This window comes from Nonomuraea sp. WAC 01424 (genome assembly GCF_003947315.1).
GTDB lineage: Bacteria > Actinomycetota > Actinomycetes > Streptosporangiales > Streptosporangiaceae > Nonomuraea > Nonomuraea spiralis.
This window is the reverse complement of sequence record NZ_QHHZ01000010.1, coordinates 367,783-383,301: the sequence shown is the minus strand read 5'-3', so window position 1 is coordinate 383,301 and position 15,519 is coordinate 367,783. Positions and strand designations below refer to the sequence as shown.

At 73.2% G+C, this 15,519-nt stretch carries 16 protein-coding genes; 5 read left to right on the top strand and 11 right to left on the bottom strand.

Translation table 11 applies throughout. The features are described 5' to 3' along the window. Positions 1 to 7: 7 nt before the first annotated feature. The 4 genes from DMB42_RS28175 to DMB42_RS28160 form a co-directional block, all read right to left on the bottom strand. Positions 8 to 1,021: a zinc-binding dehydrogenase gene (locus DMB42_RS28175; protein WP_125638036.1), complete on the bottom strand. Its 1,014-nt coding sequence runs from the start codon at positions 1,019 to 1,021 to the stop codon at positions 8 to 10. Beyond that, complete coding sequence (locus DMB42_RS28170) at positions 1,021 to 1,869, bottom strand: fumarylacetoacetate hydrolase family protein (protein WP_125638035.1); 849 nt, start codon at positions 1,867 to 1,869, stop codon at positions 1,021 to 1,023. Before DMB42_RS28170 ends, DMB42_RS28175 begins: the two co-directional genes overlap by 1 nt. A gap of 24 nt (positions 1,870 to 1,893) precedes the next feature. Further along, a complete protein-coding gene (locus DMB42_RS28165) occupies positions 1,894 to 2,664 on the bottom strand; it encodes an IclR family transcriptional regulator (protein ID WP_125638034.1) in 771 nt (256 codons plus the stop codon). A 61-nt stretch (positions 2,665 to 2,725) separates the two neighbouring features. After that, positions 2,726 to 3,418 (bottom strand): TetR/AcrR family transcriptional regulator, encoded by a 693-nt coding sequence (locus DMB42_RS28160; protein ID WP_125638033.1) that lies wholly within the window; start codon positions 3,416 to 3,418, stop codon positions 2,726 to 2,728. A 103-nt stretch (positions 3,419 to 3,521) separates the two neighbouring features. Here DMB42_RS28160 and DMB42_RS28155 point away from each other — a divergent pair, with 103 nt between their 5' ends. The 4 genes from DMB42_RS28155 to DMB42_RS28140 all read left to right on the top strand — a co-directional run bounded on the left by DMB42_RS28155 (position 3,522) and on the right by DMB42_RS28140 (position 6,392). After that, positions 3,522 to 4,046: a hypothetical protein gene (locus tag DMB42_RS28155; protein ID WP_125638032.1), complete on the top strand. Its 525-nt coding sequence runs from the start codon at positions 3,522 to 3,524 to the stop codon at positions 4,044 to 4,046. A gap of 155 nt (positions 4,047 to 4,201) precedes the next feature. After that, positions 4,202 to 5,581 (top strand): MFS transporter, encoded by a 1,380-nt coding sequence (locus DMB42_RS28150; RefSeq protein ID WP_260478000.1) that lies wholly within the window; start codon positions 4,202 to 4,204, stop codon positions 5,579 to 5,581. Positions 5,582 to 5,641: 60 nt separating this feature from the next. Continuing rightward, the gene (locus tag DMB42_RS28145; RefSeq protein WP_125638031.1) at positions 5,642 to 6,073 is read left to right on the top strand and encodes an SRPBCC domain-containing protein; all 432 of its coding nucleotides are present in this window, start codon (positions 5,642 to 5,644) and stop codon (positions 6,071 to 6,073) included. Then, the gene (locus tag DMB42_RS28140) at positions 6,060 to 6,392 is read left to right on the top strand and encodes a helix-turn-helix transcriptional regulator (protein ID WP_125638030.1); all 333 of its coding nucleotides are present in this window, start codon (positions 6,060 to 6,062) and stop codon (positions 6,390 to 6,392) included. The genes DMB42_RS28145 and DMB42_RS28140 overlap by 14 nt, the downstream gene beginning before the upstream one ends. Positions 6,393 to 6,411: 19 nt before the next feature. Here the strand turns inward: DMB42_RS28140 and DMB42_RS28135 are convergent, their stop codons facing one another. From DMB42_RS28135 to DMB42_RS28115, 5 genes are all read right to left on the bottom strand, one after another. Continuing rightward, on the bottom strand, positions 6,412 to 7,599 hold the full coding sequence (locus tag DMB42_RS28135; protein ID WP_125638029.1) for an MFS transporter: 1,188 nt from the start codon (positions 7,597 to 7,599) through the stop codon (positions 6,412 to 6,414). Positions 7,600 to 7,706: 107 nt separating this feature from the next. Next, complete coding sequence (locus tag DMB42_RS28130) at positions 7,707 to 8,792, bottom strand: LLM class flavin-dependent oxidoreductase (RefSeq protein ID WP_125638028.1); 1,086 nt, start codon at positions 8,790 to 8,792, stop codon at positions 7,707 to 7,709. Between the two features lie 188 nt (positions 8,793 to 8,980). Beyond that, entirely contained in the window at positions 8,981 to 11,215 is a 2,235-nt protein-coding gene (gene katG / locus DMB42_RS28125; RefSeq protein WP_125638027.1) for a catalase/peroxidase HPI, read from the bottom strand. A gap of 40 nt (positions 11,216 to 11,255) precedes the next feature. After that, positions 11,256 to 11,687 carry a Fur family transcriptional regulator gene (locus DMB42_RS28120; protein ID WP_125638026.1) on the bottom strand — a complete coding sequence of 144 codons (432 nt, stop codon included), beginning with the start codon at positions 11,685 to 11,687 and terminating at the stop codon, positions 11,256 to 11,258. A gap of 83 nt (positions 11,688 to 11,770) precedes the next feature. Further along, on the bottom strand, positions 11,771 to 13,396 hold the full coding sequence (locus DMB42_RS28115) for an ABC-F family ATP-binding cassette domain-containing protein (protein WP_125638025.1): 1,626 nt from the start codon (positions 13,394 to 13,396) through the stop codon (positions 11,771 to 11,773). Positions 13,397 to 13,690: 294 nt separating this feature from the next. On the opposite strand from DMB42_RS28115, the gene DMB42_RS28110 reads away from it, so the two are divergent. Beyond that, complete coding sequence (locus tag DMB42_RS28110) at positions 13,691 to 14,080, top strand: TetR/AcrR family transcriptional regulator (protein ID WP_185844898.1); 390 nt, start codon at positions 13,691 to 13,693, stop codon at positions 14,078 to 14,080. A gap of 52 nt (positions 14,081 to 14,132) precedes the next feature. Here DMB42_RS28110 and DMB42_RS28105 read toward each other — a convergent pair whose 3' ends face one another. After that, positions 14,133 to 14,726: an ankyrin repeat domain-containing protein gene (locus tag DMB42_RS28105; RefSeq protein WP_260477999.1), complete on the bottom strand. Its 594-nt coding sequence runs from the start codon at positions 14,724 to 14,726 to the stop codon at positions 14,133 to 14,135. Between the two features lie 136 nt (positions 14,727 to 14,862). Then, on the bottom strand, positions 14,863 to 15,408 hold the full coding sequence (locus DMB42_RS28100) for a heme-binding protein (protein WP_125638023.1): 546 nt from the start codon (positions 15,406 to 15,408) through the stop codon (positions 14,863 to 14,865). Between the last annotated feature and the right edge of the window lie 111 nt (positions 15,409 to 15,519).

Below are 15,519 nucleotides of genomic sequence, written 5' to 3'. Positions count from 1 at the left end.
CAGGATCTCATTGCCGGGGGTCGATGTGGATCTTGGGCCCCGGCCCGGCGCCGGGTGGTCTCCGTCCGGCCAGGACGTCGGCCGTCCCGTCCAGCCCGACCGTGGCGGCCACGAGCGGGCGGGCGTCGACCGAGCCTCCGGCGTAGGCGTCGATGGCCCCGGCCAGCCCCGCCGAGCCGCCCAGGATGCCGACCGCGGTGACGTCCTTGAGCGCCAGGTCGCGGGTGTCGAGCGTGGACGGCGTGCCGGCCAGGCCGATGTAGACGACGCGGCGGGCGGGTTCGGCCAGGTCGAGGGCGAGCGCGGGCATGGCGGCGGCGTTGGTGGCGTCGATGACGGCGTGCCAGGGCAGGCCGGGCAGCGTCTCCCGCGTCCAGGTGTGCCGGAAGCCGAGATCCGTGGCCAGGCGCAGATCGGGCTCGGCCCGGCCCATCAGGTGCACGTCGGCGCCGCCGGCGCGCGCGAACAGCGCCGCCAGCAGACCGATCGTGCCCGTGCCCAGAACCAGCAACCGCTCCCCCGCCTCCAGCCCCGCCGCGCGGACGGCGCGTAAGGCGTTGCCACCGGGCTCGACCAGCGCGCCCGACGTCTCGTCCACCGTATCGGGCAGCGGATGGAGCGCCGTGACCGGGACCGCGAGCCGTTCGGCCAGCGCTCCGGCGGCGCCGCGGCTGATGCCGAGCTCGGCCACGCCGGGGCAGACGTGGTGGCGTCCGGCGCGGCAGCGGTCGCAGCTCCCGCAGCCGAGCATGGTGTCGCCGATGACGCGCCGTCCGAGCCACGACGGATCCACGCCGGCGCCCAGCTCCGTGACCCGCCCGCACCACTCGTGGCCGGGGCGCAGCGGGTAGCGGGAGCGGCCGGTGCGCAGGTAGCTCATCGCGCCGGTGAACAGTTCCACGTCGGTGCCGCACACCCCGGCCCGCTCGACGTGCACGACCACCTGGCCGGGCCCGGCGGACGGGGGCTCGACCTCCTGGACCTCGGCCCGGCCCGGCCCCGTCAGGACGAGTGCCCGCACTACCGGGGCTCCACGACCCGCTGGCGCTGGCGGCCGAGCCCGTCGATGCCGAGCTCCATCACGTCGCCGGGACGCAACCAGATCTGCGGGTCGTGGCCCATGCCGACGCCGGGCGGCGTGCCGGTGTTGATCAGGTCGCCGGGCTCCAGGACCATGAACTGGCTCAGGTGGTGCACGATGACGTACGGGTCGAAGATCATCGTCTTGGTGGAGCCGGTCTGGCGGCGTACGCCGTTGACGTCCAGCCACATGCCCAGGTTCCGGACGTCGGCGATCTCGTCGGGGGTGACCAGCCACGGTCCGGCCGGGTTGAACGTCTCGGCCGACTTGCCCTTGCTCCACTGGCCGCCGCGCTCCATCTGGAACGCGCGCTCGCTGACGTCGTTGACCACGCAGTAACCGGCGATCGCGGCCGCGGCCTCCTCGGGCGAGTCGAGGTAGGAGGTGCGGCGGCCGATCACGATGCCGAGCTCCACCTCCCAGTCGGGCTTGGTGGCGCCGCGCGGGATGCGTACGTCGTCGTCCGGGCCGACCAGCGTGTTGGGCGACTTGGTGAACAGGATCGGCTCGGCCGGGACGGCCTGCCCGGTCTCGGCGGCGTGGTCGCGGTAGTTCAGGCCGATGCACAGGATCTGGTGCGGCCGGGCGATGGGCGCGCCGATTCGCTCGCCGGCGAACGCCTGCCGGGGGCCGGTGGCGACCCGCTCGGCGAGCAGGGCCGGGCCGCCCGCGCCGAAGAAGCGTTCGTCGAAGTCGGGGGTGAGGTCGGAGACGTCGACGTAGTGGTCGTCGTCCACGCGGACGACCGGCTTCTCGGCGCCGGGCGCGCCGATACGCATGAGGTACAAGGGGATCTCTCCGGTTCGGTGGGGTTATGGAAGTTCTTGCCCGGCGGCGAGCGCGCGGATGGCCGGCACGTCGTCGACGAGCGTCCGCAACGGGGTGCGGTAGGCCAGGCCGCTGACGCTGATCGCGCCGCTCGGCACGGTGGGCGAGGTCAGGTACGCCGGGACCGCCACGCAGTTGACGCCCGGCTCGTTCTCCTGGTCGTCGGCCGCGTAGCCCTGCTCGCGGACGCGGACCAGCTCGGCGTGCAGCTCCTCCACGGTGGCGATCGAGCGCTCGGTCGGCCGTTCCAGCCGTCGCTCCCCCACCCAGGCGCGCACCGCGGCCTCGTCCCGCAGCGCCTCGGCCAGCAGCACCTTGCCGACGCCGGTGCAGTGGGCCGGGTTGCGCCCGCCGACGACCGAGGTCAGGCGTACCGCGCCGGACGGCGGGTCGAGCTTGGACCGGTAGACCACCGACGTGCCCTCCAGCACGGCGTAGTGGACGGTCTCGCCGTAGCGGTCGCACAGCGCCTGGAGCATCGGCGTGACGCGGACGTGGTCGGGGCGGGCCTCGTGGTGGGCGAAGGCCATCCGCAGGAACTCGTCGCCGAGCACGTAGCGGCCGTGGCCGTTCTGGACGGCGAACCCGGCGCGGCGCAGGGCGGCCAGGGCGCGGTGGGCGGTCGGCTTGGGGCTGGACACCGCGCGGGCCATCTCCTCCAGGCCGATGCCGTCGGGGTGGCGGGCCAGCTCGGCCAGCACGGCGAGGACCCGGTCGGCTCCCACGAGCTTGGCGTCGGCCCCGGTGTCGGACATATTCCGAAGATTAGACCACCGTTCCGAAAAACGGAAGTTCACCCAAGAGCGGGCGGGCGCGTCACAGGAGGTCGCGCACGCCCGCGATGAGCATCGTCAGGACCGACTCGAACAGCTCGTCCGGCGACTCGCGGGCGGACTCGGCGGTCACGAGCCGCAGGTGCGGCAGCGTGGTGGCCGCCGCGCCGGGCGGTACGCCGGTCCACCCGGCCGGATCGGCGCCCACCGGCGGCCGGTCGTGCCAGGCGTCCCAGACCTCGGCGAACCCGGCCACCTGGAGCACGACGACGGACCACGCGCGATAGGCGTCGCGTGGCGACATCCCGAGGCCGAGCAGGAACCCCACCAGCTCGTCGTCGGCCCGCGACATCTCCGGCGAGGCGAACGGCGTGAGGTCCTCGGCCCGCGCGAGGGCCAGCATGCCCGGATGGGCGCGGTACCACGCCCGCAGTTCCCGGCAGTAGGCCCGCAGGCTCTCCTGCCAGCGACCCGCGTCGAGCCGGGGACGTGGCCGGTCGCCCTGGCAGACGGCCACCATCTCGCCGAGCAGGTCGCGGCGGTCCGACACGTAGTTGTACAGGGCCCGCGGCGACACCCGCAGCCGGGCGCCGACGGCGCGCATCGTCACCTCGCCGGGGCCCGACTCCGCCAGGATCTCCAAGGCCGCGCGGGCGATCCTGTCCCTGGTCAGCGTGGGCCGGCCCTTGCGGAACTCGGGCCGCCTCCGGCCGCTCGCCGCGTCTGGTGTGGACATCGGACCATCGTAGCGATCACTGAACTTCACACTATGTTGACTTTAAGCGCGGCGCGAGGTTAGGTGACCCTTACATGAACACGTTCGCCCCCAGGAGGTCGGCATGCAGTGGTCAGCGGTCATCGGTTACGGGCTCGCCTACGGGCTGGCGCTGAGCGTGGCGTTCACCTCCGCGATCCTGGCCGGCGCCGCGATCAGCAAGGACTTCCTGCTGGACGACTATCCGCCGGCCATCCGCGAGCGGTACGGCAGGCCGAGAAGCGCCAGGGGCCGCCGGGTCGCGATCGCCGTCGGCGTCTTCGTCTGGGCCGGGTGCGGGATCCCGCTGATGACCGCGGCGATGACGGGACTCGACGGCGCCCTGGACGGCGGCCTCAGCTTCGTGCCCGCCGCCCTGTGCGCGGCGCTCGTCTTCGTCACGCTGGCGGTCTGGGACCTGGTCGTCCTCGACTGGATCATCTTCGCCGGCCTGCGTCCCCGCCTGCTGGTCCTGCCCGGCACGGAAGGCATGGCCCAGTACCGCGACCTGCGTTTCCATGCGGTGGCCGCCCTCAAGGGCAGCCCGCTGATCGTCGTCGTCGGCCTGGCCACCGGCGGGGTGGCCACCCTGCTGGCCGCGATGTCCTAGAAACACCCCACACGGAACACGCCTCACACCCAGCCCGGTTCACGCCCAGCCGCCTCGCGTCCGGCCCGGTTCGCGGCACCCGCCCGGCTCGTTGACGCAACCGAACGGTTGCCATAATGTGGCAACCGTTCGGTTGCTACTAATTGGAGGCCGCAGTGAGTGTTCCCGTCGCGACCACCGAGGCCGTCTCCCCGCCCCGGCTCGACACCCGGCAACGATTGATCGCCCTGGTGCTGCTCGGCGCCGGTTTCATGCTGGCCGTCGACTTCTCGATCCTGAACGTCGCCCTTCCCCAGGCCGGCGCGGGCGTCGGCCTCGCCCCGGCCCAGTGGCCCTGGATCACCTCGGCGTACGCGCTGCCGGCGGCCGGGTTCACCCTCGTGTTCGGCCGCACGGCCGACCTGTTCGGCCGCCGGAAGCTGTTCCTCGCCGGCATGGTCGTCCTGGCCGGGGCCTCCCTCCTCGGCGGTCTCGCGGACGGCCCGGCGACGCTCCTGACCGCCCGCGTGCTCCAGGGCCTGGCCACGGCGATGACGATCCCCGCCGCGTTGTCGCTGCTCACCACCACTTTCAAGGGCGGCCCGCTGCGCGCCCGCGTCCTCGGGCTGAACGGCGCCCTGCTGTCCGGCGGCTTCACCGTCGGCGCACTGCTCGGCGGCGCCCTGGTCAGCCTGCTGAGCTGGCGGGCGGCGTTCCTCTTCAACGTGCCGGTCGCGGTGCTGATCGGGCTGGCGGCGCCGTTCCTGATCCGCGAGAGCGTCCTGCCCGAGCGGGTGCGGCTGGACCTGCCGGGCGCGGTCACCGTGACCGGCGGCCTGCTGGCCGTGATCTACGCGGCCGTCGAGACGAACCTGGTGGCGGCCCTCGTGGGAGCGGCGCTGCTGGGCGCGTTCTGGGTGATCGAGCTGCGTGCGCCGGCGCCGCTCGCGCCGGTGCGCATCCTGCGGCGGCCCACGGTGAAGTGGGGCAACTTCGCCGGGTTCGTGATCTTCACCATGGAACCGGCCATGATCTTCCTGGTGACGGTGTACCTGCAGCGGGTCCTGGGCCTGTCGCCGCTGGCCACGGGCCTGGTGTTCGGCGTCCCCGGGCTGGCCTCGGTGGTCGCCGGTGTGATCGCCGGGCGGTTCATCGGGCGGTTCGGCAGCCGCCTCGTGCTGGTCGCGGGCATGACGGTCCAGGCCCTCGCGACGATCCCGGCCGTCCTGCTCGGGACCGGCTGGGGCACACTCGCGGTGCTCGTCCCCGCGCTGTTCGTCGGCTTCTTCGGGCACGTCACCGCGATCGTCGCCTACACCGTCACCGGCACCTCGGGCCTGCCGGACGAGGAGCAGGGGCTGGCCACCGGCCTGACGTCCATGACCCAGCAGGTCGCCATCACCGTCGGCATCCCGCTGCTCGGCGCCGTCGCCGCCACGCGCGGCTCGGGTCTGGCCGGCATCCGTCTCGCGCTGCTGGTGGACGTCGCGGTGACGCTGGCCGCCGTCGCCCTCATCTCGTACGGCCTGCGCCACCACCCGCGGCCGGAGCAGTGATCGTCAACCCTTCGCCACAAGATGTGGCAACCTTTTCCTGCCGCACACATGGAGGTCGTCATGGGATTCCCCGATCGGGTCGAGCGGACCGTCGAGCTGACCGCCGCGCCCGGCAAGGTGTGGGCCGCGCTCACCACCGCCGAGGGGCTGGCCGCCTGGTTCGGCCAGGAGGCGGCGATCGAGCTGCGTCCCGGCGGGCCGGGACGGATGAGCTGGGAACACGGGCACACGGTCGACCTGCGCGTCGAGCGCGTGGAGGAGCCGTCGGTGTTCGGCTTCACCTGGCCGGTCTTCGGCATGCCGGAGGACGACCCGCGCCGCACGTACGTCGAGTTCACCCTCGAACCGGCCGGCACGGGCACCCGGCTGACCGTCGTCGAGACGGGCTTCTCCCAGCTGCCCGACGACCACCACCGCAAGGCGTACGACGCCCACACCGAGGGGTGGGCGAGCGAGCTGGGCGAGCTGGTGGAGCACCTTGACGCGGCCTGACATCGAGGCGGTGGCCGAGCAGGTCTTCGTCGCCCTGGCCGACCCGAGCCGGCGCTCCGTGCTGGCCGAGCTGGCCTCCCGGGGCCCGGCCACGGCGACCGATCTGGCCGCCCGCCTGCCGATCACCCGGCAGGCGATCGCCAAGCACCTGGCGCTGCTGACCGAGGCCGGCCTGGTGACGCCCGAGCCGGGCGAGCGCCGCCGCGTCCGCTACCGGCTGCGCTCGGCCCCGATGCGGGTGGCCCAGCAGTTCCTGGCCGCCCTGGCGAGCGACTGGGACGGCCGCCTCGACGCGCTGCGCCACCACCTCGACGGCTGACGGCCGGACCCGGTCCCGTTCAGGCGGGGCGGGGGCGGGAGCGGGTGAGGTGGGCGAAGGACGCGGCCATCACCAGCGCGGTCAGCCCACCGGCGATCATCACGGCCGACACCGAGAGGGCGTCGACGATCGTCCCGCCCAGGAGGGCGCCGAGGGCGAAGGTCGCCTGGAACGACGAGGTGAACACGACGGTCGCCGCCTCCGGCGTACCGGGCGAGGCCCGCAGGAACCACGCCTGGGAGCAGACCGGCACTCCCCCGTAGGCCAGCCCCCAGAGCACCAGCAGCACGGCGGCGGCGGCCGGGGTGCCTCCGGCCAGGGGCAGCAGCCCGGTGGCGGCGGCGGCCAGCAGGCCGCAGACGGCGAAGGCGGCGCGCGGCCGGGTGGCCACCGCCCGGCCCGCCAGGAAGTTGCCCGCGACCCCCGCCACGCCGTACGCCAGCAGGACGGCGCTGACGGCGGCCGGCGACAGCCGGGTGACGTGCTCCAGGAACGGGGTGACGTAGGTGTAGGTCCCGAAGTGCGCCAGCACGATGAGGAACGTGGCCAGCAGGGCGATCCTGGTGCCGCGCAGGCGCAGCAGGTCCAGCAGGACGCGGGCGCCGGTGACCTGGTGGGCGGGCAGCGGCGGCAGCAGGGCAAGCAGCGCGACCAGTACGACGACGGCCAGCCCGGCCAGGACCAGGAACGCCGTCCGCCAGCCCGCCAGGTGGCCGATGAGGGTTCCGGCGGGCACCCCGAGCACCGAGCCCAGCGGCACGGCCGAGAAGATCAGTGCCGTGGCGGCGCCGACGGCGGCCGGCGGCACCAGGCGGGCGGCCAGTCCCGCCGCGATCGACCAGAAACCGCCGATGGTCAGGCCGACGAGCACGCGCGAGGCCAGCACGACCCAGTAGGCGCCGGCCACCGCCGCCAGCACGTCGGCGGCGGCCAGGACCACCATGAGGACGCACATCATCACCCGGCGGTCCAGGCGGGCGGTGGCCACGGTCAGGACGGGCGCCGCGACGGCGGCGACGAACCCCGGCAACGTCATGGTGAGCCCCGCGGTGCCGTCGGTGACACGGAAGTCGGCGCCTATGGTCGTCAGCAGGCCGATGGGCAGGATCTCGCTGGTGACGATGGCGAAGATGCCGAGGGTGATCGAGACGACCGCGAGCCAGGACAGCAGCGGCGGGCGTGGCGGGGCGAGGGTGGTGGTTGACATGGTTCCGTTCCGGACGGGGGTCGGGGAAGATCTACGGCGAACCAGCCAAGCAGGCCCCACGCCCCCGGCACCGGCCGATTTCAGACCACACCATCACCCTGGCGGCGTCACGGGGCGAGGGCCGGTTCGCGGGCCAGGCGGGGCAGCACGTACTCGCCGACCCGGTACGCCTCCTCCAGGTGCGGCCAGCCGGACAGGACGAACTCGCTCACTCCCGTGGCGGCGTACTCCCGCAGCAGGGCGGTGACCTCGTCGTACGAGCCGACCAGCGCGGTCCCGGCGCCCTCGCGGACCAGCCCGACGCCGGCCCACAGGCCCGGGTGGATCTCCAGGTCGCGGGTGCCGCCGGCGTGCAGGTCCACCATGCGGCGCTGGCCGACGGAGTCGTAGCGGGCGAAGCGGCTCTGGGCGGCGGCGACGCGGCCGGGGTCCATGCCCGCCAGCAGCCGGTCGGCCTCGGCCCAGGCGGCGGCGGAGGTGTCGCGGGCGATGACGTGCACGCGCAGGCCGTACCGAGGCTCGCGGCCCAGCGGGGCGGCCAGGGCGCGCAGCCGGGCGACGCGCTCGGCGATCGCGCGGGGCGGCTCGCCCCACATCAGGACGACGTCGGCGTGGCGGGCGGCGACCTGCTCGGCCGCCGGGGAGGCGCCGCCGAAGTAGAGCGGCGGCCGGGGGGCCAGCGGCGCGGCCAGCCCGCCGCCCTCGACGTGGTAGTGCTCGCCGTGGTGGTCGAACGGCACGCCGTCCCAGGCGCGCCGCAGCACGTGCAGGAACTCGGCCGTCCTGGCGTAGCGGGCGTCGTGGTCGAGGAAGTCGCCGTACGCGCGCTGCTCGACAGGGTCGCCGCCGGTGACGACGTTGAGCAGCAGCCGGCCGCCGGAGATCTCCTGGAAGGCCTGGGCCTGCTGGGCGAGCAGGGTGGGCAGCGCGTACCCGGTGCGGAAGGCGACCAGCGTCCTGAGCCGTTCGGTGTGCTGGGCGAGGGCCGCGCAGACGATCCACGGATCCGGGCAGCCCGCGCCGACCGGCGTGAGCGCGCCCTCGAACCCGGCCGCCTCCGCGGCCCTGGCGACCTGCGCCAGGTAGGCGAGCGTGGCGGGACGGGCGGCGGGACGGAAGGCGTCGGTCGTGGTGATGGCCGAGCGCACGTCGTGGCCGTCGCCGGTGGTCGGCAGGAACCAGTGAAAACGCATCAGGAGTCCTCGTGGTCGCCGAAGACGGCCCGCCGCCGCCACGGTCCCGCGTACGACCGCCCGCCCTCTTAATACGAAAAAACGACATGTTTAGTAGGAAATAGCGTAAAAGACGTCCACGCGCCCGCGCAACCCACCCGGACAACGCGAGAACGCCCGGGGCGGGCAGCCCCGGGCGTTCACTCACATCAGGCTCGGGCCAGGTCGAACCGGTCGAGGTTCATGACCTTGTCCCATGCCGCGACGAAGTCCCGTACGAACTTCTCCTTCGCGTCGTCGCTCGCGTAGACCTCCGCGACCGCGCGCAGCTCGGAGTTCGACCCGAAGACGAGGTCGGCCCGCGTTCCGGTCCACCGCACCTCGCCCGTGGCGGCGTCGCGGCCCTCGAAGGCGTTGGCGTCGTCCGTGGAGTGCCAGGTCGTGCCCAGGTCGAGCAGGTTGGCGAAGAAGTCGTTCGTCAGCGTCCCCGGAGCCGAGGTGAGGACACCGTGCGGCGACTGCCCGTGGTTGGCGCCCAGCACCCGCAGGCCGCCCACGAGGACGGTCATCTCCGGCGCGCTCAGCGTCAGCAGGTTGGCCCGGTCGAGCAGCAGGAACTCGGCGGGAAGCCGGTTGCCCTTGCCCAGGTAGTTGCGGAACCCGTCGGCGGCCGGCTCCAGCGCGGCGAACGACTCCACGTCCGTCTGCTCGTGCGTGGCGTCCGCCCGGCCCGGCGTGAACGGCACCTGGACCTCGTGACCGGCCTCCTTGGCGGCCCGCTCGACGCCCGCGCACCCGGCCAGCACGATCAGGTCGGCCAGCGAGATCTGCTTGCCGCCGGTCTGCTCCCCGTTGAACGCCTTCTGGATGCCCTCCAGGGTGCCCAGCACGGTCGCCAGGCGGCCGGGGTCGTTGACCTCCCACGAGCTCTGCGGCTGCAGGCGGATGCGCGCGCCGTTGGCGCCGCCGCGCTTGTCGCTGCCGCGGAAGGAGGAGGCCGACGCCCATGCGGTGGACACCAGCTCCGGCACCGACAGCCCGGAGGCGAGGACGCGCTCCTTGAGCGCGGCGACGTCCTCCGCGCCGACGAGCTCGTGCGTGACCGCGGGCAGGGGGTCCTGCCACAGCAGCGTCTCGGCGGGGACCTCCGGGCCGAGGTAGCGCACGACCGGGCCCATGTCGCGGTGGGTCAGCTTGAACCACGCGCGGGAGAAGGCCTCGGCGAGCTCGTCCGGGTGCTCCAGCCAGCGGCGGGTGATCTGCTCGTAGATCGGGTCGACGCGCAGCGACAGGTCGGTCGTCAGCATCGTCGGGGCGTGCCGCCTGGCCTGGTCGTGCGGGTCGGGCACGGTGTCGGACCCCGCCCCGTCCTTCGGCCGCCACTGGTGGGCGCCGGCGGGGCTGTCGAACAGCTCCCACTCGTAGCCGTAGAGGATCTCCAGGAAGCTGTTGTCCCAGGTCGTGGGCGTGTTCGTCCAGATGCCCTCAAGGCCGCTGGTGATGGCGTCGCCGCCCTTGCCGGTGCCGAACGTGCTGCTCCAGCCGAGGCCCATCTGCTCGATCGGGGCGGCCTCGGGGTCGGGGCCGACGCTCTCGGCCGGGCCCGCGCCGTGGGTCTTGCCGAACGTGTGGCCGCCCACGATCAGGGCGGCGGTCTCCTCGTCGTTCATCGCCATGCGGCGGAACGTCTCGCGGATGTCGCGGGCCGCGGCCAGCGGGTCGGGGTTGCCGTTGGGGCCCTGCGGGTTGACGTAGATGAGGCCCATCTGCACCGCGGCCAGCGGGTTCTCCAGCTCGCGGTCGCCGCTGTAGCGCTCGTCGCCGAGCCAGATGGATTCCGGGCCCCAGTAGACGTCCTCGTCGGGCTCCCAGGCGTCCACGCGGCCGCCGGCGTAGCCGAAGGTCGTGAAGCCCATCGACTCCAGGGCCACGTTGCCGGTGAGGACCAGCAGGTCGGCCCAGGAGATCTTGCGGCCGTACTTCTTCTTGACCGGCCACAGCAGGCGGCGGGCCTTGTCGAGGTTCCCGTTGTCCGGCCAGCTGTTCAGCGGCGCGAAGCGCTGCTGCCCGGCCCCGGCGCCGCCACGGCCGTCACTGATCCGGTACGTGCCCGCACTGTGCCACGCCATCCGGATCATGAACGGGCCGTAGTGGCCGAAGTCGGCCGGCCACCAGTCCTGCGAGGTCGTCAGCACCTCGGCGATGTCCCGCTTCACGGCCGCGAGGTCGAGGCTCTGGAACTCCGCCGCGTAGTCGAAGTCATGGCCGAAGGGGTTGGCCACGGCCGGGTTCTTGGCGAGGATCTTCAGGTTGAGCCGCTCGGGCCACCACTGCCGGTTGCCGCCGCCCTGCGTCGGGTGCGGGGCGCGCTCGTGCGCGACCGGACAGCCGCCCGCCTCCTCCGACTTGGCGTCGGAGACGATCGCGTCATGATTGTCAGACATGGAAATCCTTCCGGACTAGAACGATCTCAGTGCTCACGAACTACTGCCGGGCGGAACAGGCCGGGCAGCGACCCCAATAGATGACCTCGGCCTCGTCGACGGCGAAGCCGTGGTCGTCGGAGGCGGTCAGGCACGGCGCGTGGCCGACCGCGCAGTCCACGTCGGCCACCGCGCCGCACGACCGGCACACGAGGTGGTGGTGGTTGTCCCCGACCCGGCCCTCGTACAGGGCCGAGCTGCCCGGGGGTTCGATGCGGCGGACGAGCCCGGCGGCGGCCAGCGCGTGGAGCGCCTCGTACACGGCCTGCAGCGAGATGTGACCGACTCGGTCGCGCACCCCGGAGGCGATCGCCTCGACGCCGAGGTGGTCACCGCGCCGGACGGTCTCCAGCAGCGCTACCCGGGCGGCGGTCACCCGCAGCCCCGCGCCGCGCAGTTCCTCGGCGGTCGTCGGAGTGTTCGATGCGGCCATAAGTCCTTAACCTACCTACCTAAACACGAATGACACAAGAGAACGAATTGTCCAAGTTCAGTAACGTGTCGGGCAACGCCGCGTCATCCCAGCGCGGGTCCCCCGGCCTCCAGCAGCCGCCCGCCGGACAACTCCAGACGCCGCTCCACCCGGATCTCCTCAAGGAATCGTTCGTCGTGGCTGACCACCACGAACGCCCCCTCGTACGCGCCGAGCGCGCTCTCCAGCTGGCCCACGCTGACCAGGTCGAGGTTGTTGGTCGGCTCGTCCAGCAGCAGGAGCTGGGGCGCCGGCTCCGCGCACAGCACGCAGGCCAGCGTGGCGCGCAGCCGTTCGCCGCCCGACAACACGCCGACCTTCAGGTGGGCGCGGGCGCCCCGGAACAGGAAGCGGGCCAGCAGGTTCATCCGGTCGGCGGGCGGCATGGCGGGGGCGGAGGCGGCCAGGTTCTCGGCGACGGTGAGCTCGTCGAGGCGCAGGTCGAGCCGTTGCGACAGGTAGGCCACCCGGCCGTCGGCGCGCCTGGCGGTGCCGCCGTCGGGTCGCAGGTCGCCGCTGATCAGGCGCAGCAGCGTGGACTTGCCGGCGCCGTTGGGGCCGGTCAGCGCGATCCGTTCGGGCCCGCGGACGATCAGGTCGATCCCCGGCTCGGCGAACAGGCCGCGGGCCGTCAGGTGCTCGCCGTGGAAGACCGTGCGCCCGGCGGGCACGTTGGTGCCGGGCAGTTGCAGGGAGATGCGCTGGTCGTCGCGCAGGGCGCGGCCCGCCTCGTCGAGCCGGGCCCTGGCGTCGCTGACGCGGGCGGCGTGCGTCTGGCCCGCCCGGCCGGCCGACTCCTGGGCGCCGCGTTTCATGTTCCCGGCGAAGATGCGCGGCAGGCCGGCGTTCTTGAGGTTGCGGGCGGCGTTGCCGGCCCGGCGCTCGGCGCGTTCGCGGGCCTGCTGCATCTCCCGCTTCTCGCGCTTGAGCTCCTGCTCGGCGCTGCGCACGCTGCGCTCGGCGGCCTCCTGCCCGGTGCGTACGGCCTCCTCGTACGCGGTGAAGTCGCCGCCGTAGAAGCGCACCTCGCCCCGTTCGAGCTCGGCGATACGGTCCATGCGGTCGAGCAGCGTACGGTCGTGGCTGACCACGAGCAGGCAGCCCTTCCAGTCGCCCAGCACGGCGTACAACCTGTTGCGGGCGTCGAGGTCGAGGTTGTTCGTGGGCTCGTCGAGCAGCAGGACGTCGGGCCGCCTGAGCAGCTGCGCGGCCAGGCCGAGCGAGACGACCTGGCCGCCGCTCAGCGTGCCCAGGCTGCGGGCGAAGTCGAGGTGGCCGAGGCCGAGCCGGTCGAGCTGGGCACGGGTGCGTTCCTCGATGTCCCAGTCGTTGCCGATGGTGGTGAAGTGCTCCTCGGCGGTGTCGCCCGCCTCGATGGCGTTGAGCGCGGCGATCACCGGGGCGATGCCCAGGACCTCGGCCACGGTCAGGTCGCCGGCCAGCGGCAGGCTCTGCGGCAGGTAGCCGAGCACGCCGTTGACCGACACGCTGCCGGCCCGCGGCCGGTACTCGCCGGCGATCAGCTTGAGCAGCGTGCTCTTGCCGGCGCCGTTGGGGGCGACCAGGCCCGTACGGCCGCCGGGCACGCTGAAGGACAGGTCGCTGAAGACAGGGGTGTCGTCAGGCCAGGAGAAGGACAGGTTGGAGCAGACGATGAACGCGTCGGACATACGAAGAAGACCTCAACGGAGAACGCGGGCGCGCCGAAGCCACCCGGGAAAAGGGACAGGGATTCGGGAACGACGAACAGGCCACACCGGCGGCGCTCATGCGCTCACGCCGGGGCCGATCAACCTCCGGTATCACCCGGAGATGTCGTCGTCACCTGCCATGTCTGGTCTCCTAGCTGGTATGCCACAAGCGTCTCACACTGTAGCAGGCGCCCCCCGCTGTCCGGCCGCCGCCTCCTTGCGCGCCCGGTGGTCGAGCGCGTCGAAGCGGGCCGTCCGGCTAACATCCGGAGGGTGACCGCGCGTACGCTGACCCGCAAGGGAGCCGCCACCCGGCGGCGCATCCTGGAGGGCGCGGCCACCCACATCCGCGAGCACGGCGTGGCCGCCACCACCCTCGACGACGTCCTGGCCCGCACCTCGACGAGCAAGAGCCAGCTCTTCCACTACTTCCCCGGCGGGCGCGAGGAGCTGCTGCTGGCCGTGGCCCGCCTGGAGGCCGACCGGGTGCTGGAGGACCAGCGGCCCCAGCTCGGCGCCCTCACCTCCTGGGCCGCCTGGCAGGCGTGGCGCGACGCGGTCGTCGACCGCTACCGGCGGCAGGGCCGGCTGTGCCCGCTCAACTCGGTCACCTCCCACCTGGGCATCGCCCACCTGCGTGACAGCGGCCCGACGAGACCCTGACGGGTTGCGGCGTTCAGAGCGCGGCAGCCCGGACGACAGCGGTTTGCGGGGCTCAGTGGGCTCCGGCGGCGCGGAGGAGGGCGGCCACCTGGCGCTGGCCCTTGGCTACGGCGTGCGCGAGGGGGGTGACGCCGTCGCGGTCGGCGAGGTCGACGTCGGCGCCCGCGGCGATGAGCAGGCGGACGATCTCCTGGTGGCGCTCGCCGCCGTCGCCGAGGATGACCGCCTCCAGCAGGCCCGTCCAGCCCAGGTCGTTGACGTGGTCGACGTCGATGCCGGTCTTCAGCACCTCGCGGACGTACTCGACGTGCCCGCGTTCGCAGGCGGGGATGAGGGAGACGCCTCCGTAACGGTTGCGTCTGGTCAGGTCGGGTCCGGCGGGCAGCAGCGCCTTGAGCATCGCCACGCTTCCGGTGACGCCCGTGACCAGCCAGGGGGTGTCGTTCTTGACGTCCTGGGCGTCGGGGTCGGCGCCCGCCGCGACCAGCACCTTGGCCACCTCGACGTGGTCGGCCGCGGCGGCCAGCAGCAGGGCCGTACGGCGTTGCGCGTCGCGCGCCTCGACGCCGGCACCGGCCCCGAGCGCGTCCCGGACGGCGACGACGTCCCCGCGCGCGGCCCCTGCCAGCAGTTCCTCGTCGATCATTCCCGCTCCTTTCGTCTTTCGTCCGCCGCAGGCCGCGAGCATCAGCCCGAATCCGGAGGTCAGGACGGCTCGGCGCTTCATCCCCTCATCCTTCCGTGATCCCGCCCGCGGCCGTGCGCCGGGGCCGTACGGCCGGTCAGCGAAGCTGCCCGGCGACCGCCTTCAGACCGGCCTGGGCGATGGACTCGTCGATGTCGCCGCTCGGGGCGCCGCCGACGCCGATGCCCGCGATGGGCGCGCCGCCGGAGGCGACCGGAACGCCGCCGCCGAGGAAGAGGGTGCCCGGGATGTCGGCGATGGACGGCCCGCTGCCGTTGATGCCCTTGCCGAGATCGCTGGTCGTACGGCCGAAGGAGACCGCGGTGAACGCCTTGCGCCTGGCCGACTCCTCGGTCTGCGGGCCCGCGCCGTCGCCCTTCAGCACCAGCCGGGTCGCGCCGGACCGGTCGACGATCACGACGGAGACCCGCTGCTTCTGCTTGACGGCCTCCTTCAGCGCGGCGTCGGCGATCTTCAGGGCGGCGTCGGCGGAGAGCGTCCCGGTCTGCACGACGGGCTCGCTCACGGCGGCCCGTACGGCGTGCGCCTCGGCGGCCTGGGCGGGCGAGGTGGCGGCGACGGCGCCGGCCAGCACGGCCAGCCCCGCGAGCGAGCCGGCGGCCAGGCGAGTACGGATCTTCATGGTTATCTCCAGTTCGGCAAGGCGAAGTCGGACATCTCTAGGTTCCCTGCCGAAGCGGCCCGGGCCATCGGGAGCACGGGCGATCCCCGCGCGCCGGGCGGTCGAGCGCCG

Coding starts and splice junctions, on each gene's coding strand:
- DMB42_RS28165 (WP_125638034.1), bottom strand. CDS start 2,664: ATGTCCGACACCGGGGCCGACGCCAAGCTCGTGGGAGCCGACCGGGTC.
- DMB42_RS28160 (WP_125638033.1), bottom strand. CDS start 3,418: ATGTCCACACCAGACGCGGCGAGCGGCCGGAGGCGGCCCGAGTTCCGC.
- DMB42_RS28155 (WP_125638032.1), top strand. CDS start 3,522: ATGCAGTGGTCAGCGGTCATCGGTTACGGGCTCGCCTACGGGCTGGCG.
- DMB42_RS28145 (WP_125638031.1), top strand. CDS start 5,642: ATGGGATTCCCCGATCGGGTCGAGCGGACCGTCGAGCTGACCGCCGCG.
- DMB42_RS28135 (WP_125638029.1), bottom strand. CDS start 7,599: ATGTCAACCACCACCCTCGCCCCGCCACGCCCGCCGCTGCTGTCCTGG.
- DMB42_RS28130 (WP_125638028.1), bottom strand. CDS start 8,792: ATGCGTTTTCACTGGTTCCTGCCGACCACCGGCGACGGCCACGACGTG.
- katG (WP_125638027.1), bottom strand. CDS start 11,215: ATGTCTGACAATCATGACGCGATCGTCTCCGACGCCAAGTCGGAGGAG.
- DMB42_RS28120 (WP_125638026.1), bottom strand. CDS start 11,687: ATGGCCGCATCGAACACTCCGACGACCGCCGAGGAACTGCGCGGCGCG.
- DMB42_RS28115 (WP_125638025.1), bottom strand. CDS start 13,396: ATGTCCGACGCGTTCATCGTCTGCTCCAACCTGTCCTTCTCCTGGCCT.
- DMB42_RS28105 (WP_260477999.1), bottom strand. CDS start 14,726: ATGATCGACGAGGAACTGCTGGCAGGGGCCGCGCGCGGGGACGTCGTC.
- DMB42_RS28100 (WP_125638023.1), bottom strand. CDS start 15,408: ATGAAGATCCGTACTCGCCTGGCCGCCGGCTCGCTCGCGGGGCTGGCC.